Genomic DNA, 24188 nt, shown 5'->3' with positions numbered 1-24188 from the left:
GGTTGGCCCTTTCTCAAGGAAGCACAATGTCTCAGTGCGGCGTCCCGTCGTCGCGCGCGTTCGCCGGGCGGGCGGCGTCCATCACGACGGAGACCGAACTCGGCGATGGAATCTCGGGGTCTTCCATCCGCATCAGGGCGATGGCCCGATAGGCGTCGAAAATATGGGTGAAGGCCTGCGCATAATCGCGCGCCGAAAGCGCCCGCGCCGCGGCGGCGACAACCGGCGCGCAATTTTCCAGCCCCTCGTGTTTTCCGGCGTTGGCGTCGAGAAATGCGGTCAGGCGGCGCAGGCTGTCCGCGCCCAGGTCGGTGACCAGCGCGACAGCAGCCAGCGATTCGACCGACATTTGACCGAAAAGGCCCAGGGCGGCGGCATGCGGGTTGCGGCTCTGGATGCGGTTGAGAACGGGCATGATGTCGTGCAGGACCGAAGACACCGTGCGAAGATCGTCGCTCGCGCTTTCCGCGCCGCGCTCCGCCTTATGGCCGGTATGGGCGCCATGGTGGGATTGAGCCATTTTTTGCTCCTCAATTATGCAAATCGGTCAATTTGAAAGCGGAGGCGGACGGGAAGGATCCCGTCCGCGAAATGTCTTCAGATCGTGCGCTGCTGGCCGATGTTCTGGCTGAAGGCGATGGTCTCGGAGACCTGGCGCGCGATTTCCTGGACGTCGAGCGGCGTCATCTGACGCTGCTGAACATTGTTCTGCCAGTGTGTCTGCTGGAAGGGATTTTGCTGCGCCCCATAGGCGCCGAGGCCGGGCCAGCCGGATCCCTGCTGGCCGAATCCTTGCTGGCCATAGCCCATCTGGGCGAGGGGGTTCTGCTGCTGCGCCGATTGCAGGACATGCGGGATCATCGGTAGAATCTGCCGCACCACCTCATTGACGTCCTGCGGCGACAGGTTGCGCTGATAGCCATACTGGCCTCCGCCATAGGCGGCCATCGGCTGATATTGCTGCTGCTGCGCCTGGGCGACGATCTGGGGAAGGATCGGCGCGATCTGCTGGAGAATGTTGCTGACGTCCAGCGGGCTCAACTGGCGCTGGGGGCCCCAATTGGCGTTGCCGAACTGACCGCCATGGACGCCCTGTCCAAAGACGCCCTGTCCAAAGACGCCCTGTCCAAAGACGCCCTGTCCGACCGCGCCCAGACCCGGGACTTGCTGCGCCTGCTGGTTCTGAGCCTGCTGCAGCAGAGCCTGCGCGAGGAACTGCAGGTTTTGCGCATGAAGCTGCTGCGGGTTCTGGAAGGCGTTCGGTTGCGAGGTTTCGGAATGTATCATGATGATCTTCCTCTTTTCGCTTTCTCGGTCATTTGACCCTGTGCGATGCAGGGACCGCTTTGCTAAGCACGAAAAGTGGTCGATTCGTGAATCTGTCACGGTAACACGATCACATTGTTTTTATAATATTCATATTGATCTTCAGCTTTGCGTTACAAAATAAATTTCTACTTATTTAGGCGGAATGCGCGCATCCATCTGACGTTTCATTGACTTTTCAGGGATTCGCGAAACGCCGGCCGCCTGTGTCGCGCCGCGCGGCGGCGTCGCCCCGTCGCCGTTCCGCGCCAATATCTTCAGCGGCGCCGCGCGTCCTCATCCCGCCAATGCCGCAAAATCGCGCTTTCCTTCGCTTCCGCGATCGCAATGTCGCGCTGGCCCAGCGAGATTTCGCCGGTGGTTCCGTCGAGCGCGATCCAGTCGCCCTGGCGCAGGCGCTTTTCACCGAGCGCAGCGGCGCGGTCGTCCGGGTCGATGGAAAGCGTCGCGCAGCCGACGAGGCAGGCCTTGCCCATCTGGCGGGCGACGACGGCCGCGTGGGACGTGCGCCCGCCGATCGCGGTGAGAATGCCGTCGGCGGCGGCGAAGCCCGCGACATCTTCCGTGGAGGTGTCGCGGCGGATCAGGATGGCTTTCTCCCCGCGCCGCGCGACCTCTTCGGCCTGGGCGCTGGTGAAACAGGCGCGGCCGCAGGCGACGCCGGGCGCGGCGACGGTCGCCCTGGCGACCGCCGGCGCCGCCTGGACGAAAGCGGCGCGGCCCGCTTTCGTCAGATCGACGTCGGTGACCCGGCGCAGGGCCTCACTTTTGTCGATCAGGCCTTCGGTCGCCAGATCGACCGCGATTTTCAGCGCCGCGCGCGGGGTGCGCTTGGCGGAGCGGGTCTGGAGGAAGAAGAGCTTGCCATTCTCGACGGTGAATTCAACGTCCTGCACGTCGCGCCGGTCTTTTTCGAGGGTTTCGGCGCCGGCCGCGAGCTGGGCCGCGACCTCGGGAAGCCGTCGCTTGAGCGCTCCGGCGTCAACCGGCGTGCGCCGGCCCGAGACCACGTCTTCTCCCTGGGCGTCGAACAGGAAATCGGCATAGAGCTGTTTGGCGCCGGTCGCGGGATCGCGGGAAAAGGCGACGCCGGAGCCGGACGCTCCGCCCGAATTGCCGAAAACCATGGTCTGGATAGTGACGGCGGTGCCGAGCAGATTTTCGAGCCCGTTCATCTTGCGATAGAGGATGGCGCGCGGGCTTTGCCAGGACAGATAGACCGCGCGCGCCGCGAAAAAGAGCTGCGCAACAGGGTCGGGCGGCGGCGCGGCCTCTTCGGCGGCGGCCAGCGCCAGGAATTCGCCGGCCAGCCGCTCCAGTGCCTCGGGATCGAGCTCGCCTTCATGCGCGGCGTCTTCCGCGCGCATCATGCGCGCCAAGGCCTCCTCGAATGGCTGGGCCACCATGCCGCCGACCACTTGGGCATAGATCTGGATGAAACGGCGATGGGAATCAAAGGCGAGGCGGGGGTTGCCGGTCGCGCGAATGAGGCCATGCGCGCTCGTCGGGTTCATCCCGACGTCGAGAATGGTCTCCAGCATGCCGGGCATGGATTTTTCCGCGCCCGAGCGCACCGACACGAACAAAGGCTCGCGCGCGTCGCCGAGGCGGCGCCCGGTCGCGCTCTCCAGAAGCCCGACGCCTTCGGCGAGCCCCGCGCGCAGGAGGTCGAACGCCTGCTTCTCGCCCGCGAGTATGGGCGCGCACAGGTTGGCGGACAGGGCGAAGGCTGGCGGAACCGGAAGCCCGAGCGCGCTCATGCGCGCAAGCTCGGCGGCTTTCGAGCCGTAAAGCGCCGGCGGCAGCTCATGGTTGCCGCCGAGGCCGATCAGGCCCAGCTCCGGTGTTTCGCCTTTCATGCCGAAAGCTCCTGCAACAGCCGCGCCCGCAGCGAAAAGGCGGCATGGGCGAGGCGGTCGGTCGCATCCTCCAGAGCGCGGGCGATTTCGAGGCCGAGCACCAGCACGCGTGCTTCCATCGCCGCCGGCGCCGGGGCGAGCACGGCTGCGAAGGCAGTGCGCTCGGCGTCATCCGCCGCGCGCTCGCAATCGGCGACGGCGGCGATGCATTGCAGGGCGAAGGCGGCGTCGAGCCTTTTGCCCTTGGGGACGACCAGGGCGCCTTCAACCGCGCGGGTCATCTGCGCGGCGGATTCGGTCACGATGCGCGAGAGTTCGCCGAGCGGGGCGGCGAAGACGCCGTCGCTCTCGGCGAGGCTGATCAGGAAGGCGGCTTCGTCCAATGCATCGATGGCGGATTCGATCTCGTCCACGAAGGGCAGGAGATCGTCGGCGTCGCGCAACCGCGCGAAAATCTTTCGCGCCTCCAGGGTCAGGCGGTCGGCCTTGGCTTCGAGCGCCTTGGCGCGGCGGGCGAGGTTTTTCCGCTCGTCGGCGCTCGCCGCCGCGCCGGTCGAAAGAACCGTCTCGATCATGCCCGCCAGCATGCGGGTCAGGCCGAGATGGCGCAGCGCGACGGTGAGCAATTCGCGTTCGGCGGCGCCAAGCCGCTGCGACAGGTCGGCCTGGATTTCGTCGCGGATCAGCCGGGTCGAGAGCCCGTCCTTTAGCCCCGCGCAGGCGACATGGAGCACATGGCGCAAGAAGCCTCGGCACTCCTCGTCGCCGAGCGCCTGCTCCAGCGGGACGCCATAAGCGATGCGCCCGGACGCGGCATTGCGGATCGCCTCATAAACCAGCTCTGCGCCGCCGAGTTCGAGAAAGGCGCGATGGCCGTCGTCGCCGCGGGCGGCGTCGAGCAGGATGGCGATGGCGGCGCCCTTGCCGGTGAAAAGCTGGAGCGCCTTGCGCGCCTTGTTCCAGTCGATCAGAAAGACGATGCGCGAGCCGAGAAAGGTGAGGAAACGGTCGAGGTCGGCCTCGTCGCGCGCCTTGTAAACGCCATTGAGCAGATAGAAGACCTCGCCTTCCGCGAGGTTGCGCTGACGCTTTTCGCCGAGCGGGCTCCACTCCACGCCCTGGCCGTCGAAAAGCGCGATGAAGAATTTCGCGCGCGGGCGGTGGACGTCGGTATAGGTCGTCGTCGCGCTCAAGCCCTCGACATGGACGACCAGGACATGGGCGTCGGTCGTGCCGATGTCGTTCTGGATCGTCAGCCGCGCGCCGACCCGCCCGGCGGTGGTTGCGAGGCCGGGATGGCCGAAGGCGAGGCCTGCCGTCCGGTTCAAGCCGCGCATGAAAGCCTTTACGCGGGCGCGAGAGCCTTCATCGAGGCCCGCCGCACGGGCGCCGTCGATGTCCTCGACCGCGGTTTCGGCGGCGAGGCGGTTGATGGCGCGATGCAGGTCCATGACCAGGAGATGCAGGCTGTCGCCCGCCTCGCGGCTCGCCGAGGCGAGGGCCAGGACCTGGGCGTGGGCGACGCGATCGTCCTTGAGGTCGGGCAGGGCGGCCACGACGGCGTCGAGCCGCGCTTTCAGGGCGCCGGCCGCCGCGCCGCGCGCGACGTCGATCGGCGCGTACATGGCGTCGAGATCGGCGGCGAAGCCGCTCGCGAGCAGCGCCGCGCCCGGCGCCGAGAAATGCGCGGCGTCGAGCGGCCGGGCGCCGGAAACGGTGGCGGCAAGAGCGGCGTCGTCGAGGCCGACGGAGCGGCGCTCGTTCTCCAGCGTCAACGCGGTCCGCCCCGGCTCTGCCGCGTGGGCGGAAGCCTCCTGCAACAGGCTGAGGCGGATCTTGAGCCTGTCATTGGCCGCCAGCGCCTCGGCGATCAGGGCAGGCAGCAGCACGGCGCGCTCGCCGAGCGATTCCACTATTGCGACTTTGCCTACCATCAGGCGGTCCCGAACGTTCGATCCGTTTTCGCGCCATCCGTGACGGTTGCCGATCCGTCCGAAAATGCGTCCTGAGCCAGTTTCCGTCAATTTCATGACAAAAACGAAACAGGGCGGCAAAAAAAATTAAGACAGTTTGAAAATGGGGTTTTCAATTCCTGGGGATTGAACCAGAATTTTGGGGCTGAATACAGGGAATCGTTATGCAGTTCCAAGTCGAGCCGCTTCGAGAACGTTTGCTGACGTTTAAAGTTTCACATTTGCGCTTCATGACCCAGAACGCGCTTTTTCTGGCGAGCCTGATCGGGCTGATTGCGGGCGGCGTGTGGGTCTGGGCGCCCTTCGTGGCGACAAATGTGCTGATCAATGTCGTCGACGATTTCGGCGGGGCGGACAGGACCTTGGACGAGGCTCCTCCTGTCGCGATGCATGCGCGGAACCTCTATCTGACCGTCGTGCTTCTGGTTTTGAACGCGACCTTTTTCGCCTATCATTTCGGAAGCGGCGATCCTTTGGGTTTGGCGGCCCTGCTTCATCATGTGGGGATCGATTTGGAGGCGTCGAGAAAATCGACGTCAAGCCTGGACCTGATTCTGGCCCTGTTCGCCCAGGGCTTCAATTATTCGGTTGCGATCAGCAGCGCGCATGAACTCATGCATTGCGCCGATTCGCGGATCAAAATGGCGCTGTCGAACTGGATCGGCGCATTGGTTCTCAATCCATGGTTCATGACGCACCATGTCGCGCGTCATCATCGCTATGTCGGTCTCCCCTGCGACGTGGGCACGGCGCGGCGCGGAATGAGCGTCTATGGCTATATTGCGCGGTCGGTTCCCGGGAATTACGCCTTCGCGGCTCGATATGAGAAGGAGCGGATGGCGCGGCGCGGCCTGCCCCAATGGTCCTTGCAGAACCGGTTCGTCTCGGGCTGGATTATTCTGATCGCGATCGCGGGTTTTTTCCTGTTCATCGGCGGGCCGCTGGGCCTGCTCGCTTTTGTCGCGAGCGGCGTGGTCGGCCGGGTCATGGTCGAGTCGATCGATTACGTCCAGCATTATGGATTGTTGAGGGTTGAAGACGAGCCGGTCACGCCGCGCTTGTCCTGGGACGTCTATCGTCCCGGGACCAATGCGATCTTGAACAACCTCGGACGGCACGCCGATCACCATGAACATCCAGCGCGTCCCTCGGTCGAATTGCATGTGAATGCCGACGCCCCGGAACTGCCTATTGGATATTTGAAGCTCGTCACCATCACTCTCGTTCCGCCGCTGTTTTTCAAGATCATGCAGCCGCGTCTCGACGCGTGGGATCGCGACTATGCGACGGGCGCCGATATCGCTTTCATGAAGGCGAACGGCATCAGGTGTTTCGAGCGCTGATCGGCAGGCGGCCAGAATCCCGATCCGCCCGATCTGCGTCGCGACGGCGCCGCGTCAGCTCCGCGGGCGCGTGTGATTGACGAGCCGGCCCTCGATCCTTTCGAGATGGCGGGCCTGATGCTTGGCCCGGTTTTCGAGCAGGCGGTAGGTTCCGATTTTGACCAGACTTCCGATGCCGAACAAGATCAAAGCATAGGCCCAGACCATCAGCGCCGGCTTCCAGCCCGTCGGGGCCATGAACCAGCCGTAGACCACGGCGAGCGCGCCGAGGATTTGGGTCGTCTCGCAGAGAACGACGAGCTTCCAACTCGGCCACGGGCCCGCCCAGACCGGCCCCCGGTTTCGGGTCAGATAGATCGTCATATGGCCGGCGACCAGAGGTTTCAGGAAGATCAGAGGCTGGATTTCCGGCTGCGGCAAGCCGAGATAATTGCGCAGGATCAGATAGAGGCCGAAACTTCCAAACACGCCATAAATGCCGAGGACGGAGGCGACGGTGAGCACCCGCGTCATGTTCCAGCGCACCGGTTTTTCCGCGATCGGCGCGTTGTCATAAGCGATCATCATGATCGGCAGGTCGTTGAGCAGGGCGAGCAGCACGACCATGATCGCGGTGACGGGATAGAAATTGAAGACCAGAATGCTGACCGTCATGAACAGCAGGATGCGCGACGTCTCGGCGATGCGATAGATGGCGTAGCCGGTCATGCGCTCGAAAATCTGGCGCGCCTCCTCGATGGCGCGGGTGATGACCGAGAGGCCGGGGGCGGTCAATACGACGTCGGCGGCGGCGCGCGCGGCGTCGGTCGCGCCGCTGACCGCAATGCCGACATCGGCGTGTTTGAGCGCCGGGCGTGGTTTACGCCGTCGCCGGTCGTGCCGACGATATGGCCGGCGTCCTGCAGGGCCTTGACGATGGCGAACTTGTGCTCGGGAAAGACGCGGGCGAAGCCGTCGGCGGCGACGATGGCCGGCAGCCGATCGGCGGGCGCGTCTTTTCCGATGACATTTTCCGCGACCACGATATTGGTCCCGAGCGCGAGTTGGCCCGCGATCTGGCGGGCGATCGCCTCGTGGTCGCCGGTCACCATCTTGATTTCCACCCCCATCGCCTTTGTGGCGGCGATGGTCGACTTGCTGTCGTCGCGCGGCGGGTCGAACAGGGCGAGCAATCCGAGGAAGCGCCAGTTCCCGTCGGCGTCGGTCCGCGCCACGCCAAGGGTGCGGAAGCCCTTGGCGGCGTCGGCGTCGACCTGGGTGGCGATGGCGCGGCGTTCTTCATCCGTGGGATTGCAGAGATCGATGATAACCTGCGGCGCGCCCTTGGCCACGCGGAACTTGCTGTCGGCGGTTTCGATTTCCGCCTCGGCGCGCTTGGCGACCGGGTCGAAAGGCTTGAAAGACAGCAGCTTGTAGGGCGCGAAGGCGTTCTCGTCCGTGACGCCGGCGAGGATCGCGGCGTCGATGGCGTCGGGCGCGTCGCGGCGCGAGGCGAGGGCGGCGGCGAGAAGGAGGGCTTCGGGCGCGACGTTCGCCGCGGGGCTCGGCGCGCCCAAGGTCAGTTCGTTCTTGGTCAGCGTGCCGGTCTTGTCGGTGCACAGCATGTCCATGCCGGCCATTTCCTCGATCGACACCAGCCGGGAGACGATCGCCTTCATGCGAGCGAGCTTTTGGCGCCCACCGCCATGGTGACGGAGAGCACCGCGGGCAGGGCGACGGGAATCGAGGCGACGGTGAGGATGAGGGCGAACTGGACCGTTTCGATCAGCGGATCGTGGCGGAACAAAGCGGCGAGCCCGATGACCACGACCAAGCCGATGGTGATGAGGATCAGGAAATTGCCGATTTTCAGCACGGCGCGCTGGAAATGGGAGGCGCTCTTGGCCTGTTGGACCAGATGGGCGGTCTTGCCAAAAAAGGTGTTCATGCCGGTGGCGGTGACCACGGCGGTCATCTCGCCCTGTTTGGCGATGGAGCAGGAATAGGCCTCGTCGCCCGGCTTCTTGTCGACCGGCAGGGATTCGCCGGTCAAAGCCGATTGATCGACGCCCAGATAATCGCCGTCGAGCAAAGTGACGTCCGCCGGCACGATGCCGCCGAGTTTGATCGAGATGACGTCGCCGGGGACGAGTTCGCTCGCGGCGACGTCCTGCCATTGGCCGTCGCGCAGCACGCGCGCCTGGAGGGCGAGGCGGCGCTTCAACAGTTCGATGGCGTTGTCGGCCTTGAATTCCTGCCAGAAGCCCACCGCCGCATTGAGCACCAGCATGACCATGATGACCACGAAATCGGGCCAATGGCGCACCACCGCCGAGAGGACGGCGGCGACTTCGATCATCCACGGGATGGGGCCCCAGAAGAAATGCGCCAGACGGGCGAGAGCGCTGACGCGATGCTCGATCAGGGCGTTGGGGCCATATTGCGCGAGGCGGCGGGCGGCCTCGGCCTCGGTCAGGCCCTTGGCGGCGGCCTCGTCGAGCGGCGTGACGCGCTGGCCAGATACGGCCGGGCTTTTTGCGTCCGTGGCGCTCATGGGAATCCTCACGATTTTGCGGATTTCGCCGGCGGGACGGCGGGGGAGAGCGACGTCCCGCGTCAATCTGATTTCCCGATTTTCACATTGGAGTGGCAATTTAAGGGTCGGGGCAGGTTCCGCCACTTCGTTTCTGTTCAGCCTGTGCGTCGAAAAGCGCTGAACTGGAATTTCTGTATCGAGCCCCAGGGCGTATGATGTTCGTGACGGCGCTCGTCGAGCAATTCGAAGCCAGGCCCGAGCGCTTCGGCGAGCGATTTCGAGTCATGACGGACCACTGACAGGCCACTGCATTTTTGCGGCCCGTCGGGCGCGAATGTGCCGATGATCGCGGCGCCGCCCACGCGTAGGGCGCGGCGCAGGCGCTCCATATAGGCCTCGCGCTCGGCTGGTTCGGTCAGGAAATGGAAGGCGGCGCGGTCGTGCCAGAAGTCATAGGCTTTGGGAGGGGCCCATTCAGCGGCGTCGCCCACGATCCAATGTACGCGCCCGGCGGCCTCGCCCAGCCGCGCCCTGGCTTTTGCCAGCGCAGCTTCAGATAGATCGAGCACTGTCAGATCGCTAAAACCTTCGGCGAGCAGATGATCGACCAGCAGCGAGGCGCCGCCGCCAATGTCGATGATGGCGGATTGACGATCCGCGCCCGCAAGGCGCAGCAACTCAAGCGACGGCGACGGCGTGGCCTGGAACCAGCTTACCTCCGTCTCGGCCTTGGCCGTATAGACGCCCTGCCAATGGCTCTTTCGGTCCTCGTTCATGGCTGACCCCCTACGCTCGATATGGGCGCGGATCGCGCCGGGTTCAACCGGGCGGGGCGGCGTTCAGTGCAGCTGGAATTCCGCCGTCACCAGCTTCAATTCCGCCGGCTTGATCAGGCCGCAATGCCCAACGATGACGCGGTGGATGGGGCCCTCGATCTTTTCCTTCCAGAATTGCAGGAATTTGCGCAGCTCGGGGAATTCCGGCTGCAGGTCATATTGCTGCCAGATGAAGGATTGGATGATCGACGGATGGTCCGGCATTCGGTAAAGAATATTGGCCGTCGTCATCCCATAGCCTTCAAGTTGACGTTTAAAGTCCGGTGATGCCATTGGGCGACTCCTTGCTTGAAGGAGAATTACGCGACCAAATCAATTTTATGTCAATAGAATCAAATTGTTAGCAGCGGTTTGCTGTGAGTGCTGCCAAGCGCGCCATCGGGCGCGCAGTTCGACCGTCAAGCGCGCCATCGGGCGCGCAGTTCGACCGTCAAGCGCGCCGTCAGGCCCTTTGCTCGAATGTCAGCCGCGCCGCGAACAGACCGATCAGCCAGCCGATCAGGCCTCCGGCGAGCACGTCGCTGACCCAATGATAATCGGCGCCGAGGAGGCCGACGCCGACAGCGAGAACCGCGACGACGCAGAGCGGCCGCAGCTGCGGCGTCAGCGTCCACAGGCAGCCGGCGACCGCGCAGACGACGGCTTCATGGCCGGAAGGAAAGGAACTCCAGCCGGCGCCGCCGTGAAAGGGCGTGAAACCGAAGGCGCCGTCGCGGATGAAGGAGGGATTGCCGCAGGTCCAGGTCTCCGGCCAGGTCCGCCCGAAGGCGTATTTGGCGAGTTGTTTGACGCCGATCGCCAGGAACAGCGCGAGCGTCGCCCGTAGCGCAATGAGCCCGTTCGGCCCCATGCGCCGGCCGCCGGCGACGATGAAGCCCGCCCAGATCAGGCCGAACACCGCGCCGACCTCCAGCAGATCGACAAGGTCGGTCAGCGCGACGAAGGGCGCGCGCGCATGGTGGAAATGCGCGTAGGAAAAGAGAGCGAAAGAGCGATCAAGGAAGAAACAGGCTGCCGCCGTCGCGACGACGATTCCGGCGATGAGGACGATAGCGGGGGCATTCCGGGGGCGCATGCGAACCTCTGTTGATCCGCCTGGACCTGAGCCTGAAGAAGCGAAAATCGTCAAGCCTTGGCCGCGCTCTCAGCAAGTCTTAACGTCGTTCTGCCTAACTTGCGGCATGTCCGAACAAGCTCGCCAATCCCACAGCTTTTCCGCCGCCGCGCCCCCCGCGGGCCGCCTCTCTTCGCTCTGGGAGACGCCCGAGGGCGCGACGCTCATTTTCGGCGGCCTGTGTTTTACGGCCTTCGCGCTATCCGTGCTGGTTCCGGTCGACAATCTGGCGATGATCTTTCTCTTCAAGCAGGACCGCTGGCTGCTGCTGGCCGGCATCGTGTCGCTGCTTGCGGCGGGTTTCCGGCTCGGCGCGCGGACCGCGCCCTTGCGGCTCAGCGGCGCGGCGCTCGTCGCCATGGTCGCGGGCGTGGCGGCTTTCTGCTATTTCGGCCATTATTTCATCCTGAGCGGCTATGATTTGAGCCGCGACGAGCAGATGGCGGATTTCGACGCCGCGATCTTCGCCAAGGGCCTGCTGGCCCAGCCGCTCCCGCCGTTCTGGCAGGCACATGCCGGCGCCCTCAACACCATGTTCATGCTTCCGGTTGCGAAGCCAACGGCCTGGGTCTCGGCTTATTTGCCGATGAACGCCCTGCTTCGGACGCTGGCCGGCTTCGCTGGCGACCCGGCGCTCGCCGGGCCGGTGCTCACCGCCCTCGGCGCGTTCGCGATCTGGAAATGCGCCCGCTTGCTGTGGCCGAAGGAGCCGGAGCCGGCCATCGTCGCCGCGCTGCTCTATTGCACCTCCGGCCAGATTCTCTTCGCCGGCATGACCGCCTATGCCATGCCGGCGCATCTGACTTTGAACCTATTGTGGTTGTGGCTGTTCCTGCTCAACCGGCGCGCGGCCGACGCCGGCGCGCTCGTCCTGGCCTTCGTCTCCACCGGCCTGCATCAGCCTTTGTTTCATCCGCTTTTTGCAGCGCCGTTTCTGTTCGGGCTGCTGCGCGACCGCGCCTGGCCTCGCGCCGCCCTCTTTGCGGCGGGCTATGCGGCGATCTGCGCCTTCTGGCTGGCCTGGCCCCTGTACATGCACGGATTGGTGACGGGGCCGGCGTCGGTCACGGCGCCGATGGGGACCGATTTCGGCACGCGCCTGATCGAAATATTGTCGCTCGACGGTTCGGAGCGCTGGACGATGATGGCCGCCAATCTCCTGCGCTTCGCCGCATGGCAGCCGGTTCTGCTCCTGCCTTTGGCGGCGGCCGCGCTGATTTTTTCGCGCAGGGCGCGTTATACGCTGCCCCTGGCGGCCAGCGCCGTCCTTCCTGTTCTGGTCGCCTTGGTGATTTTGCCGTACCAGGGGCATGGATTCGGCTACCGCTATCTCCATCCCGTTCTGGGGCCAGCGATCCTGCTGGCGGCGCAAGGCTGGCGAAGCCTCGCCGACCGGCTCTGGCTGCGCCCGCTGACCCTGCGCACGACATTCATCTCTCTTTTGACTGTCTTGCCGCTTCAGCTCTGGTTCTCATATGGTCTTTATGCGGCCACCGCGCAGGCGAACGCCCGGATTGCGGCGAGTAAGGCCGATTTCGTCGTCATCGGTTCGAAAGACGAACCCTTCGCGGCCGATCTTGTCCACAACCGCCCCGACCTCTCCAGCCGCCCGTTGCGAATCCTTGCGGATTTCCTGGATGACGACCTGATCGCGGCCTTGTGCCGCGACGGCGCGACGGCGGCGCTGCCGGAGGACAGCCTGTATCGGTCGATCGACGTTTATTTCCAATCGGCCCCCGATGAGGGGACGCAAAAACGCATCGCGACGCTCTCGCCGCGCATTGAAGCCGCCGGCTGCAAGGTGGAGCGCCTTGGCGCCCTTCATTTTGCCGCGGGCGTTAACCGTTATTCAGGTCAAGCCGGGCGATGATCGCGCAAATTGGCGCGACGGACGCTCGCGCCGGGAGCGATGGAATCCATGCCTCAGCCGTTGCATTACACACCTCTTGAAAAGATCATCGTTTCGAAGCCGGCGGATCGTATCCGCTGGATCAGCCGGCGTTGCTCGGGCAAGCAGGTTCTCGATCTGGGCGCGATGGATGAAACGGCGTTCGCGCAGAAGCGGAACAGCGGGAATTGGCTCCACGAAGAGATCGCCAAATGCGCGAAACGCGTCGTCGGCCTCGATTCCTCGTCCATGCTTCCCGACGATGGCCTCAAGACCGCCGACAACGCCTGCATCCGACGCGGCGATATTTTTGATCTCGCCGCTTTTCTCGAGCGCGAGAAATTCACGCCAGACACGGTCGTCGCGGGCGAATTGATCGAACATATCGATAATCCGCTCGCTTTCCTGCGGCTGTTCCGCTCGCTCGATATTCTGAGAGGCGCGGAGTTTGTCTTTTCAACCCCGAACGCGACCGCGCTTCACAATGCCTTGATCGGCCTCTTCGGACGCGAGTCGACGCACCAGGACCATCTTTGCATTTTTTCCTTCAAGACTCTCTCGACCCTGATGCGGCGCGCCGGTTACGACGACTGGACGATCACGCCCTATCATTCCGATTTCGTTGAAATGAAAAGCCGGAATAGGGGACTGCGGGGGCAGTTGGTAACTGGAGGGGAAGCCGCGATCCGGGCCGCGGAACGGGCGTTTCCACTGTTGAGTTTCGGCTACATCGTCGTGACGCGCATTTGACCGCGGCCCAAAACGCACGCCGGAGTCCAGCTCCGGCCGGGTCGCTGCCGAAACGGACCAGCGCGCAAAGCCGTTCTTGCAAACGCCATGCAGGCGCCTACTCATTCGTCGGAGAGGAGTTATTATGCCGATGCGTCAGTTCGCGCGCAACCAATTTGCGACGAAGCTCGCGCCGGCGCGCCGTGCCGCCGCGCGTGCACGCTGAATCACGCCAGGTGGCATAGCGCGCAACGCCCAATGGGTCGCGGCAAAATTCCAGAAGAACAGGAGGATGGTCACGACAGGGGCCGCGATGGCCGCCGAGAGTCCGAAGCCGGAAATGAACAGGACGGTCAGGATGAAGGAGATTTGCGCGCCCGCAGCATTTGCGCCGGCGTAGCGCCACAGGCCGTGCCAGTTCGGACTGGTTTTGAACGTGTGGCGAACGTGGAGGCTGTAACCCAGCGGCGTCACGATAAGGTAGGAAATAGCGAAGTCGAGCGCAAAGGAGGCGTGGAGGAAATCGCCGCCGATCATGATCGCGTTATGCGTCACGGCGCAAACGACGCCGACGCTCAAATAGCGGCCGATATGGGCGCCATATCTGCCCGCGCGCGTCATCCGCGAACCATGAAGGCGAGATTGTTGTTCCAGGGCGCGACGCGCGCCACAGCTTCGATCGCCGCCGCGCCAAACACCGAGTCGAGCCTTTCGCGCATCTCCGTCGCCGACATGAAACGGATCCGGTCGCCGGTCAGCAAGCGGTCGGAGGCGTAGCACATGCCGTGAATCGGCGTGAAGTCGCGCTCCCCGTCCTTGAAGACGAACAGACCGCCGGCGGCCAGCGCGGCCTTGGCGGAAGCCAACAATTCGTCGTGCAGGCTTGGCGGCGCGTGGTGAAGCACATCGGCGAGCACGATGAGATCGAACTGCCCAGGACGCTTGCGCGCGACGTCCTGCACCGCGACCTGCTCGAAGGAAACCTTGCCGGCGGGACCGCGATAAAGGCGGCCGACGCGCGGGGTGATGTCAATCGCCAAAATCTCCGCTTGCGGATAGGCTGCCGCTAGCCGTTCCGTTACTGCGCCTTCGCCGCAGCCGATCTCGAGAATGCGGTGCGCCTCGGGCTGCGATTCCCTGATCCCGGCGACGAAATCGTCGAGATGGACATAAATGGAACGGTAGGCTTCGCTGACGCGATGCTCGTACGGGCCGCAAATGCGGCGCAGGAACGCGCCGATCGCCATCACATGCCGCCTCTCATCTTGGCGCGGACGCGGGCGCTGACGCGCTCGCCGAGGCGGGAATGGCGCAAATAGGTCGCGACGCCGCGCGGGCCGAGCTTCATCGTCGCGGCGGTGGCGCGCAGCAGGGCGCTCGCGTCGCCGCGCGACGCGCGCGCGACCGCCTCGTTAACCAGAATGGACGCCGCGCAGACCGGCGCGATCTCCCGGCGGCGGTTTTCCGGCAGCAAGGTGATGTGACGGTCCAGCACCACCCGCATCTGATCGACGAAATCAGCGATGTCGCGGCTGCCGGTCACCGTCAGCGAGGAGCCGTGGACGCGGAAGGCGGTCGCGACCTCCTTGTGGAAACGGGCGCCGCCCTGCGCCGTGAGTTTCAGCCAGATGTCCCAGTCGGCGGTGTACCACAGGGTTTCGTCCAGCCCGCCGCAGCGTAGCCAGGCGTCCTTGCGGAACACCGGGGCGGGGGCGGCGATGTAATTCTGCACCAGCAGGCCGCGCAGGAATGTTTCGCGCGGCTGTGGGCCCTCTTCATCGATCGGGCAGTTCCATTCGCCCAGAACCGTGCCGGCGGCATCGACGAACACGCTCGGCGCGAAGTGGAACGGCGCTTCGGGCGCCGCGGCGATCCAGGATTCGACCGCCTTCATCCGTCCGGGCAGCCAGAGATCGTCGTGATGCAACCAGCACAAATGGTCGGCGCGCGCTTCCTGAACCGCGAAATTGGTTTTGGCGTGCCACATGGGGAAATCGGGACGATCATAGGGGCGCAGATTCAGCCGGTCCTCGAAGCGGCGGACGACATTCATGGTCGCGTCGTCGGGGCTCGAATCGATGACCAGGATTTCGACCTTGCCGCGCGCCTCGGGCGGAACCTCGGTCGCGACCGATTCGAGGGCTTCGCCGATCAACTCCTCGCCGCGAAAGACCGGCATGATGATGGAGAGGAGCGGTTTGCCGTCGCTTGATGGGCCAGTCATGGATTGCGCCGGCGAGCCGGCCCCCTTGCTTGTTTGGTCGTGGCGTCAGGCGACGCGGCTCTGGGACTCGGGCTGGGCCGGCTGGGGCGCCGCCACGGGGGCGCTTTCGCGCGGGGCCTTGACGAATTCGGTTTCGTGGCCGTTGACGACGGCGAGCAGGATACCGCCGAGGGCGTTCTGCGCGCCGATCACGATCAGGGTCGTGCCGACCACGGCGGGAAGGACGCTGCCGATCGCCTGGAAATGATGCTGCGACCAATAGCCGAACACCAGGGTCAGGATGGCGAGTCCGGCGGCGGCGACCACGCCTCCGCCGATCAGCATGGTTTCGAGATTGGTCCATTTGGCGATGCGGTCGGCGTGGCCCGTTGCGCGCCGGAAGCCAGCGCGGCGTCCGTATATATGGGCGGAAGCGGCGAACAAGGCCGCGATATGGGACAGGCCGAGCAGGGCGCCGGCAAGGACGACCCAATAATTGCCGAAAGCCGATTCCTCCCAGCGTCCGCGCGCGAAGGCGAGGCCGGCGGCGGCCCAGATCGTGAGCGACATGGCGGCCGCGAGCAGCGCCGGAACCGCGAAAGCCCAGACCGGGCTCAGCATGAACAGATAGCGCAGATGGCGCCAGCCGTCGCGCCAGGGGCGCAGATGCGGCGGGCGGTCGCGCAGGTCGGGCAGCAGTTTGGCCGGCGCCTCGGCGATCTTCTCGCCCTTGAGCGCCGCCTTGACCACCATTTCGCTGGCGAATTCCATGCCCGAGCCGCGGAGGTCCAGGCGCTCGAAACAATCCCTGGTCAGCGCGCGCAGGCCACAATGGGCGTCGCTGACGCCGGCGTGGAAAAACAGGTTCAGCACGCCGGTGAGGACCGGATTGCCGATATAACGGTTCTTCCACGGCATGGCGCCGGGCGCGATGCCGGCCTTGAAGCGCGAGCCCATGCAGAGGTCGGCGCCTTGCGCCAGACGCTCCACCATCGCCACCGCGTCGCGGAAATCATAGGAGCCGTCGGCGTCGCCCATGACCAGGAAGCGGCCGTTTGCGGAGCGCATGCCGTGGATCACCGCCGCCCCATAGCCGCGCCGCGGGCAATGGGTCACCGTCGCGCCGAGCGCGCGGGCGACCATCTGGCTGCCGTCTTCGCTGCCATTGTCGGAAATCACGATCTCGCCGGAGAGCCCGAGTCCGTCGCGCATCTGCGCCAAAGCTTCGCGGGCGTTGGCGATGCAATGCGGCAGGCTGAGCGCCTCGTCGAGGCAGGGCATGACAATGGAGACGTCGATGGCCGAGGGCCAGGCTTCGTCCACAGCCGCAAGTTTCAACATGGTTCGAGCGCTCCGCGCCGGCGCCGGAGGTTCCGGGCTCCGGAGCAGACCATAGGTCAGCGCGCTTAAGATTTGCCTACCGGAATGCTCTGCTTAACCGCCGGCGAACGCCTCCAACTCGGCGGAAAGCTCCAGCCATTCCTCCTCCGCCGCTGTGAGGGCGCGTTGCAGTTCGGCGCGTTGCTGGGAGAGTTTTGTGGCCTCGGCCGGGTTGCGTTCGAAGGCGCGGGGGTCGGAGAGCATCAGATCGACGCGGGCGACGAGGTCGGAGAATTTCGTCATTTTCTCTTCCGCCGCCTTGACCTTGCGGGCGAGCGGCGCGGCGTCCCTGCGGGCTTTGGCGGCGTCGCGGCGGCCCTCTGTCGGCGCCTCGCGCTTTTTCTCCGCGCCGTCCTTGCGGCTGTTGCGCGCGGAATCGAGCACGAATTTGCGATAGTCCGCCATGTCGCCGTCGAACGTCCGCACCTTGCCCTCAGCGACCAGCCACAGCCGGTCGGCGCAGGCTTCGAGCAGATATTGGTCGTGCGAGATCAGGATCACCGCGCCCGAAAAGTCGTTGATCGCCTCGGCCAGAGCGGCGCGGCTGTCGATGTCGAGGTGATTTGTCGGCTCGTCGAGGATCAGCAGGTGCGGGCCGTTGAAAGTGGCGAGACCCATCAGCAGGCGGGCCTTTTCGCCGCCGGACAGATGCGAGACCCTGGTGTCGGCCTTCACATTGGGAAAGCCGATCTGGGCGGCGCGGGTGCGGACTTTCGCTTCCGGCGCGTCGGCCATCAGGCGCTGCACGGCCATGAAGGGCGTGTCGTTGAGATTGAGGTCGTCGACCTGATGCTGGGCGAAAAAGGCGGCTTCGAGCTTGGGCGATTTGCTCAAGGTCCCGGACATCGGGTCGAGCCTTCCGCCGAGCAGTTTGGCGAAGGTCGATTTGCCGTTGCCATTGGCGCCGAGCAGGCCGATGCGGTCGTCGTTGGCAAGGCTCAACGAGAGCCCCGACAGGACGATGCGCTCGCCATAGCCGACCGCAACCTTCTCCATGGCGATGATCGGCGGCGACAAAGGTTTTTCCGGCGAGGGAAAGACGAAGGGCAGCACGTCCTCGTCCACCATCGCCTCGACGCTCTCCATCTTCTCCAGCATTTTCAGGCGCGATTGGGCCTGGCGCGCCTTGGTCGCCTTGGCGCGGAAGCGATCGACGAAAGCCTGGAGATGGGCGCGGCGGTCTTCCTGTTTCTTGAGGAATTTGGCTTGCAGCATTTTCGCCTCGGCGCGCTGGTGGGCGAAGGAATCGTAATTGCCGCGATAGAGCTGCAATTTGGCGCGGTCGAGATGGACGATATGGTCGCAGACTTCGTTGAGCAGATCGCGGTCGTGGCTGATGACCACGATCGTCGCCGGATAGGACCCGAGATAATCGATCAGCCAGAGCGTGCCTTCGAGGTCGAGATAATTGGTCGGCTCGTCGAGCAGCAGCAGATCCGGCCGCGAGAACAGCACGGCGGCGAGCGCGACGCGCATCCGCCAGCCGCCCGAAAACTCTTTCAGCGCGCGATTCTGAGCGTCTTCGTCGAAGCCGAGACCGGAAAGGATCGTGGCGGCGCGGGCCGGGGCGGCGTGGGCCTCGATATCGGCGAGGCGGATGTGGATTTCAGCGATGCGATGCGGGTCCTGCGCGGTTTCGGCCTCTTCCAGCAGGGCGCTGCGCTCGATGTCGGCGGCGAGCACGAAATCGATCAGCTTGCCGTCGCCGCCCGGCGCCTCCTGCTCGACCCGGCCGATGCGCGCGCCGCGCGGCAATTGGATCGCGCCGCTCTCGGCGGCGATCTCGCCGCAGATGAGCCGGAACAAAGTGGTCTTGCCGGCGCCGTTGCGGCCGACGAAGCCGACCTTGGCGCGCTCGGGCAGCGCCAGGCCGGCGGCGTCGAACAACAGGCGCGGTCCGAGCCGGTAGGTGAGATCGGTGACAGTCAGCATGGTTGCGTCGAAGAAGGTCTGCTCAGCAGGTCGTTTTGCCGCATTTGGCCATGGAATCGACGCGGGACTTCAATTGGTCGTAGCCCACGGCGCCGACGATGGCCTCATCGCCGATCACATAGGATGGGGTGCCGTTGAGGCCGAGGGCGTCGGCGACCTTCATGGTTTGCGCGAGGCCGGCGTGGACGGAAGGATCCTTCATGTCCTTCTGGACGCGGGCCATGTCGAGGCCCATGCCCTGGGCCACGGCAAGCGCCTGTTCCTTCCCGACGTGGCCCCGGGTCATCAGCAGTTTCTGATGATAATCGAAGAATTTCGCGCCGGAAATCTGCTTGCGCACGGCGGCGGCGACCCGCGACGCTTCGACCGAATCCGGCCCGAGCACTGGGAAATCGGCGAGAACGACGCGCAGGTCGGGCTCGGCCTTGATCAGGTTTTCGAGATCGCCCAAAGCTCTTTTGCAATAGCCGCAATTATAGTCGAAGAATTCGACCAGGGTGACCTTGCCGTTCGGATTGCCGACCACGCCGTCGAAGGACGAGTGGAAGAGGGCATCCTTGTTCTGTTCGATCGCCTGATGACGAAGGGCGGTTTCCTCCTGCTGCTGTTTCTTTTCCAGCGCGTTCGCGACGTCGCGCAGAACTTCGGGATGGTCGAGCAGATAGGAGTGGACGATCGATTCGATCTCGGATTTCTGCGCGGCGGTGAATTCGCCGGCGCGCGCGGGGAGGGCGAAGGCGCTCAAGGACAGGAACGCGGCGAAAATCGCCTTGCGGGAGGGGAAGGACATGGACAACTCCGGCCGAAAAATCTAACCCTGCTTAGCACTATTTTCGCCGTTCGGTCGAATTACGGCGCTCGATTTTCCGGAAAATGTCATGGATCAGACTGCGCAAATTCTTCGTCCCGCGCGGCGGGCGGCGATCGCGCCTTTCATCGCGATGGACGTCAAGCGCGAGGCGACGCTGCGGGCGCAGGCCGGAGCCGACATCATCCATATGGAGGTGGGCGAACCCTTCGCGCCGCCGCCGCGCCGCGTCCGCGAGGCGGCGATCGCGGCGCTCGGGGGCCAGCCGGTCGGCTATACCGACGCGCTCGGGCTGAGCACTTTGCGCGAGCGCATCGCGCGCCATTATTGCGACGCATATGGCGTGGAGGTCGATCCGGGCCGGGTGGCGGTGACGACCGGCTCGTCGGGCGGCTTCGTCATGGCCTTTCTCGCTTTGTTCGATCCTGGCGCCCGCATCGCCATCCAGAACCCGGGCTATCCGCCCTATCGCAATATTTTCCGGACGCTGGGGCTGGAGGCGGTCGATCTGCCGGTCGATTCCTCCAATGGTTTCGCGGTCAGCGCGGCGGCCGTCGAGAAGGCCCATGACGCTCGTCAACTCGACGGCCTGCTGCTGATGAGCCCGGCCAATCCGAGCGGCGCGATGCAAGGCGCTGAATCGTTGAGGGAAATCGCCGAATTGTGCGAGCGGCGCGGAATTGTTTTCATTTCGGACGAGATTTACCACCGCCTGACCTATGACCGCCCGGCGCAGACGGCGCTGGCTTTTTCCGACCGCGCCGTCATCGTCAATTCCTTCTCGAAATATTATTGCATGACCGGCTGGCGGGTCGGCTGGCTGGTGCTGCCGCCCGAACTGCCGCGCGTTGTCGAGCGGTTGCAGCAATCGCTCGCCATTTCCGCGCCGACCCTGTCGCAGATCGCGGCGCAGGCCGCCTTCGACGCGACCGAGGAGCTTGAGGCAGTAAAGGAGGGCTATCGCCGCAACCGCGATATTCTACTCGACGGCCTGCCGGCGCTCGGCCTCGACCAACTCGCTCCGGCCGACGGCGCTTTCTACATTTACGCCGACGTCAGCCGCTTCACCGACGATTCTACTCGGCTCTGCCGCGACCTTTTGCATCGCGCCGGGGTTGCGGCGACGCCGGGCGTCGATTTCGACCCGCTGCGCGGCCATCTCGCTCTGCGCCTGTCCTATGCCGGCGCCGAGAGCCACATGGTCGAGGCGCTGAAACGGCTGAAGGATTTCCTGCGGCGGTAGGAGATGAGTCCGAAAGTGGAAGTCCGTTTTCGGAAAAATCATGCTCGACAGGACGGCGCCGTCGCGTCGGCGCGTCGTCCCCAGACGACGCGCCGTTCGGCGTTGACGAAACGCCTGCGGCGCCTGATCGTCTAATATTCGAATCTGCTGATTCATGAGCTTGGCTGCGATCTGGGCAGGTTCGGCGCCGTTTTTGCTTTGCAGCAAACAGCCGAGAAAATCGGCAAGGGAGGCGAACAGGAGGGCCCCGAAGCTTTCTTTGCAATAATCGCCGTTGGTCTAGAATAATTGAACTCTTCCGCGATTCGCTTGAATTTTGGAAGTTTTGACGGCCGCGGCGGACGGATTGGAGGTCTTGATGAACCGCCGGTCATTCATTCTTGCGGCGTCCGCGGCTGTTCTCGCCCCTTCGGCCAGCCGCGCAGAACTGATCGTACCTTTCGCTGAAGCGCCGAGCCGCGCTTTCATCCCCCACCCGACTTTTGTCGCGCAGCAATGCGCGGACTGGTGCTGGGCGGCGTCCTGCTCGATGATCTTCGGCACGCTCGGCCATCCCACCGATCAGAGGAAAGTGGTCGATTTCCTCTACAGCGACCTCGCCTGCGCGCCGGCGCCCAAGACCCGCGATCTCACCACGATCCTCAGCAAGTCCTGGATAGACGACCACGGCGTGACCTTCCGGCCGCGGATCGAGGCCAGCTTTGACCAGGAAAGCGGCATTATCGCCATAAACGACGCCCTTATCGTTAGCGAATTGCTGCAAAAGCGCCCGCTGCTTTACGCCAACAAGGACCATTGCATGGTGATCGTCGAAGCGGATTTCATTCCGACGCCGCGCGGGCCGCGCATCATCGCGATGGGCGCGCTCGATCCGTGGCTCCCGAGCGACCAGCCGGGCAGCTCGCCCTATCACCGGCTGACCAAGGCCGAGCGCCGCCCCGCCTTTTTGGGCGGCGACATGATGTATCTCGCGGCGGTGCGAATTTAGCGGTCGAATTCTGGCGCTTGGTTCTCGTTCGCGCTTGACCGAAAGCGGCGGAAAGCTGAAGTCCGAGGGCGTCTCCAGCACGGGCAGCGACGCGCCACCACCGGAAATTCCCGGTTGGTCAGCCCGGTTTCCGGAATTGACATGAGGGCGACGATCAGCGCCGGAGCGCGAACGACCTTTATGATGCTCTTTGAGGAAATTCTTAGAACTGCCGGGACTCGCGCTCGCCAACCCGAATCCTCGTTTTCGGGAGGAGGCGGCGGACCCCCTTCAGGGAAGATCAGATAATTCTCCGGGCAGGAAAGTTGTTGGCGCGCCTGAGGCGTGACGACGTTCACGGGCGGTGATCCTTGCGCCATTGTTGGACGGCGGCGAGCGTGTTGGCGATATGCTTTTGTGGCTCCGAATCCTGGTAGGCGTAAAGGATCCTTCCGTGGGGCGCGATGACATAGGAGATGCGATTGGACATCGAGGGGGCGATCGCGCCAAGTTTGAACATCTGCGCGTCATAGGCGCGGATGACCTTGCCGTCGGCGTCCGCGCCGACCGGGAACTTGTCGCGGCATTCCTTCGAGGAGAATGCGATCTGGGTCTCGATCCCATCCGCCGAAACCCCGATCAGACTCGCGCCCGTCGCGGCGAAGTTTTCCGCGTTCTCGGCGAATTCATGCGCCTCGATCGTGCATCCGGCCGTGAAGGACTTCGGGTAGAAATACAAGACGACGGGGCCTTTCTTCAGAGCCTCGGCCAGGTGGAAGGTGAAAGTCTTGCCGCCGACGGCCGCCTGCAGGGTGAAATCGGGCGCCTTGTCGCCAACCCGCATCGCCGCCCAGGCCGCCGTCGAACAAAGGAGGCCGGCAAGAATTCCCAGGACCGTTCGCGTCATCGTCTTCTCCCAGCGGTAATCCGCGCGCCACATCGCGCATTTGACACCCGTTGATACGCGCCGCCATCGAGAAAGGTTTTTGCCGAAACAGTTCGACAGCGAAAATGGTGATCCCTCGGAGAGCGCTGTGCGTAACTGAACCGAGGTGATCGGTTGGGATCTTTCCATGGTTCCGAAACCCGTACTCGCGCTCGGCTGGGCCGGCGCATTCCCCTTCATGTTCCTGTGTCTTGCAGCGATTCTGGGTCGCGGACCTGTTGCGCAGGACGCCATCAACATGCTGCTTCTTTATGGCGCCGTCATTCTTGCTTTCATGGGCGGCGCGCAATGGGGACTGGAAATGGCGAACGCCGGATGCGGGCTGGATGACCGGCCAGATCATCGGTTTCGACGGCGGCCGTTTGACCGTGGCGCCAAAAGGTTGACGCGCGGGCCGGGGAAGAAGACGTTCACGCGTCGGGCGTAATCGTCGAAAGCCGCGCCACGGGTCGCGCGCATGTGCTTTTCGAGCGGCGGGACGCCGCTGACATGGGCCAGCAGCCAATAGATGAAGATTGGCGCGGCGAGCGCGAGCCAGCCCTGCGGAAAAGCGCCGGAACGGTCGAACGCGATCAACGGCCAGGCGCACCAGAACAGAAATTCGAAGAAATAATTGGGATGGCGCGAGGCGCCCCACAGGCCGATCTCGCAGATCGCGCCGCGCGGCGCCGCGCGGCGGAAGCGCGCGAGTTGCGCGTCGGCGAGCGCCTCGCCCGCCAGGGCCGTCGCCGCCACGAAAAGGCCGGCGATATCGAAAAAGTCCGGAAAGGGGCGCGGCGCGCGCGCGGTCAATGCGATGGAGGCGACCAGAGGCAGGGCTGCCGCCGCCTGGATTTGCAGGAAAACGAACAGGCGCCGGGGAAAATCCGCGCCCCATTCCTGCGCCAGGGCCGCATAGCGCGGATCGTCGCCCGCGCCGCGCGTGCGCGCAAAAATGTGGCTGGCGAGACGCAGAGACCACAACAGCACAAGCCCGGCCGCGAGGAGCCGGCGTCCGAAAGGCGCCGACGAGGCCGGCGTCAAGGCGACGGAGAAACCCGCCAATCCCGTCGCCGCCGACCAGATGGCGTCGATCCAGCCGCTCTGGCCGGCGCGCATCCGGACAAGCCAGGCCAGCGACATGGCG

24 protein-coding genes are annotated in these 24188 nt (G+C 64.6%); 6 read left to right on the top strand and 18 right to left on the bottom strand.

From position 1 onward, the window contains the following. Nucleotides 1–31: 31 nt before the first annotated feature. From K2U94_RS12770 to K2U94_RS12755, 4 genes are all read right to left on the bottom strand, one after another. Complete coding sequence (locus K2U94_RS12770; protein WP_243067579.1) at nucleotides 32–520, bottom strand: hypothetical protein; 489 nt, start codon at nucleotides 518–520, stop codon at nucleotides 32–34. 77 nt (nucleotides 521–597) lie between these two features. Further along, on the bottom strand, nucleotides 598–1287 hold the full coding sequence (locus K2U94_RS12765) for a hypothetical protein (RefSeq protein WP_243067578.1): 690 nt from the start codon (nucleotides 1285–1287) through the stop codon (nucleotides 598–600). A gap of 296 nt (nucleotides 1288–1583) precedes the next feature. Then, complete coding sequence (locus K2U94_RS12760) at nucleotides 1584–3185, bottom strand: pyruvate, phosphate dikinase (RefSeq protein ID WP_243067577.1); 1602 nt, start codon at nucleotides 3183–3185, stop codon at nucleotides 1584–1586. After that, complete coding sequence (locus K2U94_RS12755) at nucleotides 3182–5119, bottom strand: hypothetical protein (RefSeq protein ID WP_243067576.1); 1938 nt, start codon at nucleotides 5117–5119, stop codon at nucleotides 3182–3184. Before K2U94_RS12755 ends, K2U94_RS12760 begins: the two co-directional genes overlap by 4 nt. 269 nt (nucleotides 5120–5388) lie before the next feature. On the opposite strand from K2U94_RS12755, the gene K2U94_RS12750 reads away from it, so the two are divergent. Further along, nucleotides 5389–6501, top strand: coding sequence for a fatty acid desaturase (locus tag K2U94_RS12750; RefSeq protein ID WP_243067575.1), 1113 nt, complete (start codon nucleotides 5389–5391; stop codon nucleotides 6499–6501). A gap of 54 nt (nucleotides 6502–6555) precedes the next feature. Here K2U94_RS12750 and K2U94_RS12745 read toward each other — a convergent pair whose 3' ends face one another. The 6 genes from K2U94_RS12745 to K2U94_RS12720 all read right to left on the bottom strand — a co-directional run bounded on the left by K2U94_RS12745 (nucleotide 6556) and on the right by K2U94_RS12720 (nucleotide 10927). Beyond that, nucleotides 6556–7275: an HAD family hydrolase gene (locus tag K2U94_RS12745; RefSeq protein WP_243067574.1), complete on the bottom strand. Its 720-nt coding sequence runs from the start codon at nucleotides 7273–7275 to the stop codon at nucleotides 6556–6558. Next, nucleotides 7272–8159: an HAD-IC family P-type ATPase gene (locus K2U94_RS12740; RefSeq protein ID WP_243067573.1), complete on the bottom strand. Its 888-nt coding sequence runs from the start codon at nucleotides 8157–8159 to the stop codon at nucleotides 7272–7274. Before K2U94_RS12740 ends, K2U94_RS12745 begins: the two co-directional genes overlap by 4 nt. Continuing rightward, complete coding sequence (locus tag K2U94_RS12735) at nucleotides 8156–9034, bottom strand: HAD-IC family P-type ATPase (protein WP_243067572.1); 879 nt, start codon at nucleotides 9032–9034, stop codon at nucleotides 8156–8158. Before K2U94_RS12735 ends, K2U94_RS12740 begins: the two co-directional genes overlap by 4 nt. 137 nt (nucleotides 9035–9171) lie before the next feature. Beyond that, nucleotides 9172–9792: a class I SAM-dependent methyltransferase gene (locus K2U94_RS12730; protein ID WP_243067571.1), complete on the bottom strand. Its 621-nt coding sequence runs from the start codon at nucleotides 9790–9792 to the stop codon at nucleotides 9172–9174. 63 nt (nucleotides 9793–9855) lie between these two features. After that, entirely contained in the window at nucleotides 9856–10125 is a 270-nt protein-coding gene (locus tag K2U94_RS12725) for an usg protein (RefSeq protein ID WP_243067570.1), read from the bottom strand. A gap of 169 nt (nucleotides 10126–10294) precedes the next feature. Further along, the gene (locus K2U94_RS12720; protein ID WP_243067569.1) at nucleotides 10295–10927 is read right to left on the bottom strand and encodes a phosphatase PAP2 family protein; all 633 of its coding nucleotides are present in this window, start codon (nucleotides 10925–10927) and stop codon (nucleotides 10295–10297) included. Between the two features lie 106 nt (nucleotides 10928–11033). On the opposite strand from K2U94_RS12720, the gene K2U94_RS12715 reads away from it, so the two are divergent. Then, complete coding sequence (locus K2U94_RS12715; protein WP_243067568.1) at nucleotides 11034–12836, top strand: hypothetical protein; 1803 nt, start codon at nucleotides 11034–11036, stop codon at nucleotides 12834–12836. A 48-nt stretch (nucleotides 12837–12884) separates the two neighbouring features. Beyond that, on the top strand, nucleotides 12885–13604 hold the full coding sequence (locus K2U94_RS12710; RefSeq protein ID WP_243067567.1) for a class I SAM-dependent methyltransferase: 720 nt from the start codon (nucleotides 12885–12887) through the stop codon (nucleotides 13602–13604). Nucleotides 13605–13739: 135 nt separating this feature from the next. On the opposite strand, the gene K2U94_RS12705 is transcribed toward K2U94_RS12710, so the two are convergent. The 6 genes from K2U94_RS12705 to K2U94_RS12680 all read right to left on the bottom strand — a co-directional run bounded on the left by K2U94_RS12705 (nucleotide 13740) and on the right by K2U94_RS12680 (nucleotide 19888). Continuing rightward, on the bottom strand, nucleotides 13740–14204 hold the full coding sequence (locus K2U94_RS12705) for a GtrA family protein (protein WP_243080186.1): 465 nt from the start codon (nucleotides 14202–14204) through the stop codon (nucleotides 13740–13742). Then, a complete protein-coding gene (locus tag K2U94_RS12700) occupies nucleotides 14201–14830 on the bottom strand; it encodes a class I SAM-dependent methyltransferase (RefSeq protein ID WP_243067565.1) in 630 nt (209 codons plus the stop codon). The genes K2U94_RS12705 and K2U94_RS12700 overlap by 4 nt, the downstream gene beginning before the upstream one ends. Beyond that, nucleotides 14830–15807: a glycosyltransferase gene (locus K2U94_RS12695; protein WP_243067564.1), complete on the bottom strand. Its 978-nt coding sequence runs from the start codon at nucleotides 15805–15807 to the stop codon at nucleotides 14830–14832. The genes K2U94_RS12700 and K2U94_RS12695 overlap by 1 nt, the downstream gene beginning before the upstream one ends. A 45-nt stretch (nucleotides 15808–15852) precedes the next feature. Beyond that, nucleotides 15853–17127, bottom strand: a complete 1275-nt coding sequence (locus tag K2U94_RS12690) for a glycosyltransferase family 2 protein (RefSeq protein ID WP_243067563.1) — start codon at nucleotides 17125–17127, stop codon at nucleotides 15853–15855. 93 nt (nucleotides 17128–17220) lie between these two features. After that, nucleotides 17221–19098: an ABC-F family ATP-binding cassette domain-containing protein gene (locus tag K2U94_RS12685; RefSeq protein ID WP_243067562.1), complete on the bottom strand. Its 1878-nt coding sequence runs from the start codon at nucleotides 19096–19098 to the stop codon at nucleotides 17221–17223. 22 nt (nucleotides 19099–19120) lie between these two features. After that, the gene (locus tag K2U94_RS12680) at nucleotides 19121–19888 is read right to left on the bottom strand and encodes a DsbA family protein (RefSeq protein ID WP_243067561.1); all 768 of its coding nucleotides are present in this window, start codon (nucleotides 19886–19888) and stop codon (nucleotides 19121–19123) included. An 88-nt stretch (nucleotides 19889–19976) separates the two neighbouring features. On the opposite strand from K2U94_RS12680, the gene K2U94_RS12675 reads away from it, so the two are divergent. Together K2U94_RS12675 and K2U94_RS12670 are read left to right on the top strand one after the other, a co-directional pair. Then, complete coding sequence (locus tag K2U94_RS12675; protein ID WP_243067560.1) at nucleotides 19977–21149, top strand: pyridoxal phosphate-dependent aminotransferase; 1173 nt, start codon at nucleotides 19977–19979, stop codon at nucleotides 21147–21149. A gap of 358 nt (nucleotides 21150–21507) precedes the next feature. Then, nucleotides 21508–22137 carry a hypothetical protein gene (locus K2U94_RS12670; protein ID WP_243067559.1) on the top strand — a complete coding sequence of 210 codons (630 nt, stop codon included), beginning with the start codon at nucleotides 21508–21510 and terminating at the stop codon, nucleotides 22135–22137. 334 nt (nucleotides 22138–22471) lie between these two features. On the opposite strand, the gene K2U94_RS12665 is transcribed toward K2U94_RS12670, so the two are convergent. Further along, entirely contained in the window at nucleotides 22472–23023 is a 552-nt protein-coding gene (locus K2U94_RS12665) for a peroxiredoxin (protein ID WP_243067558.1), read from the bottom strand. 166 nt (nucleotides 23024–23189) lie between these two features. Here K2U94_RS12665 and K2U94_RS20795 point away from each other — a divergent pair, with 166 nt between their 5' ends. Further along, nucleotides 23190–23489 (top strand): DUF3429 domain-containing protein, encoded by a 300-nt coding sequence (locus K2U94_RS20795; protein WP_369334834.1) that lies wholly within the window; start codon nucleotides 23190–23192, stop codon nucleotides 23487–23489. On the opposite strand, the gene K2U94_RS12660 is transcribed toward K2U94_RS20795, so the two are convergent. Then, complete coding sequence (locus K2U94_RS12660) at nucleotides 23402–24184, bottom strand: DUF1295 domain-containing protein (protein ID WP_243068866.1); 783 nt, start codon at nucleotides 24182–24184, stop codon at nucleotides 23402–23404. The two genes, K2U94_RS20795 and K2U94_RS12660, sit on opposite strands and share 88 nt — an antisense overlap. Between the last annotated feature and the right edge of the window lie 4 nt (nucleotides 24185–24188).

It is taken from the genome of Candidatus Rhodoblastus alkanivorans (assembly GCF_022760755.1).
Taxonomy (GTDB): Bacteria; Pseudomonadota; Alphaproteobacteria; order Rhizobiales; family Beijerinckiaceae; genus Rhodoblastus; species Rhodoblastus alkanivorans.
Note: the sequence above shows the minus strand (reverse complement) of the source record. Positions and strands in the feature narration are given on the sequence as shown.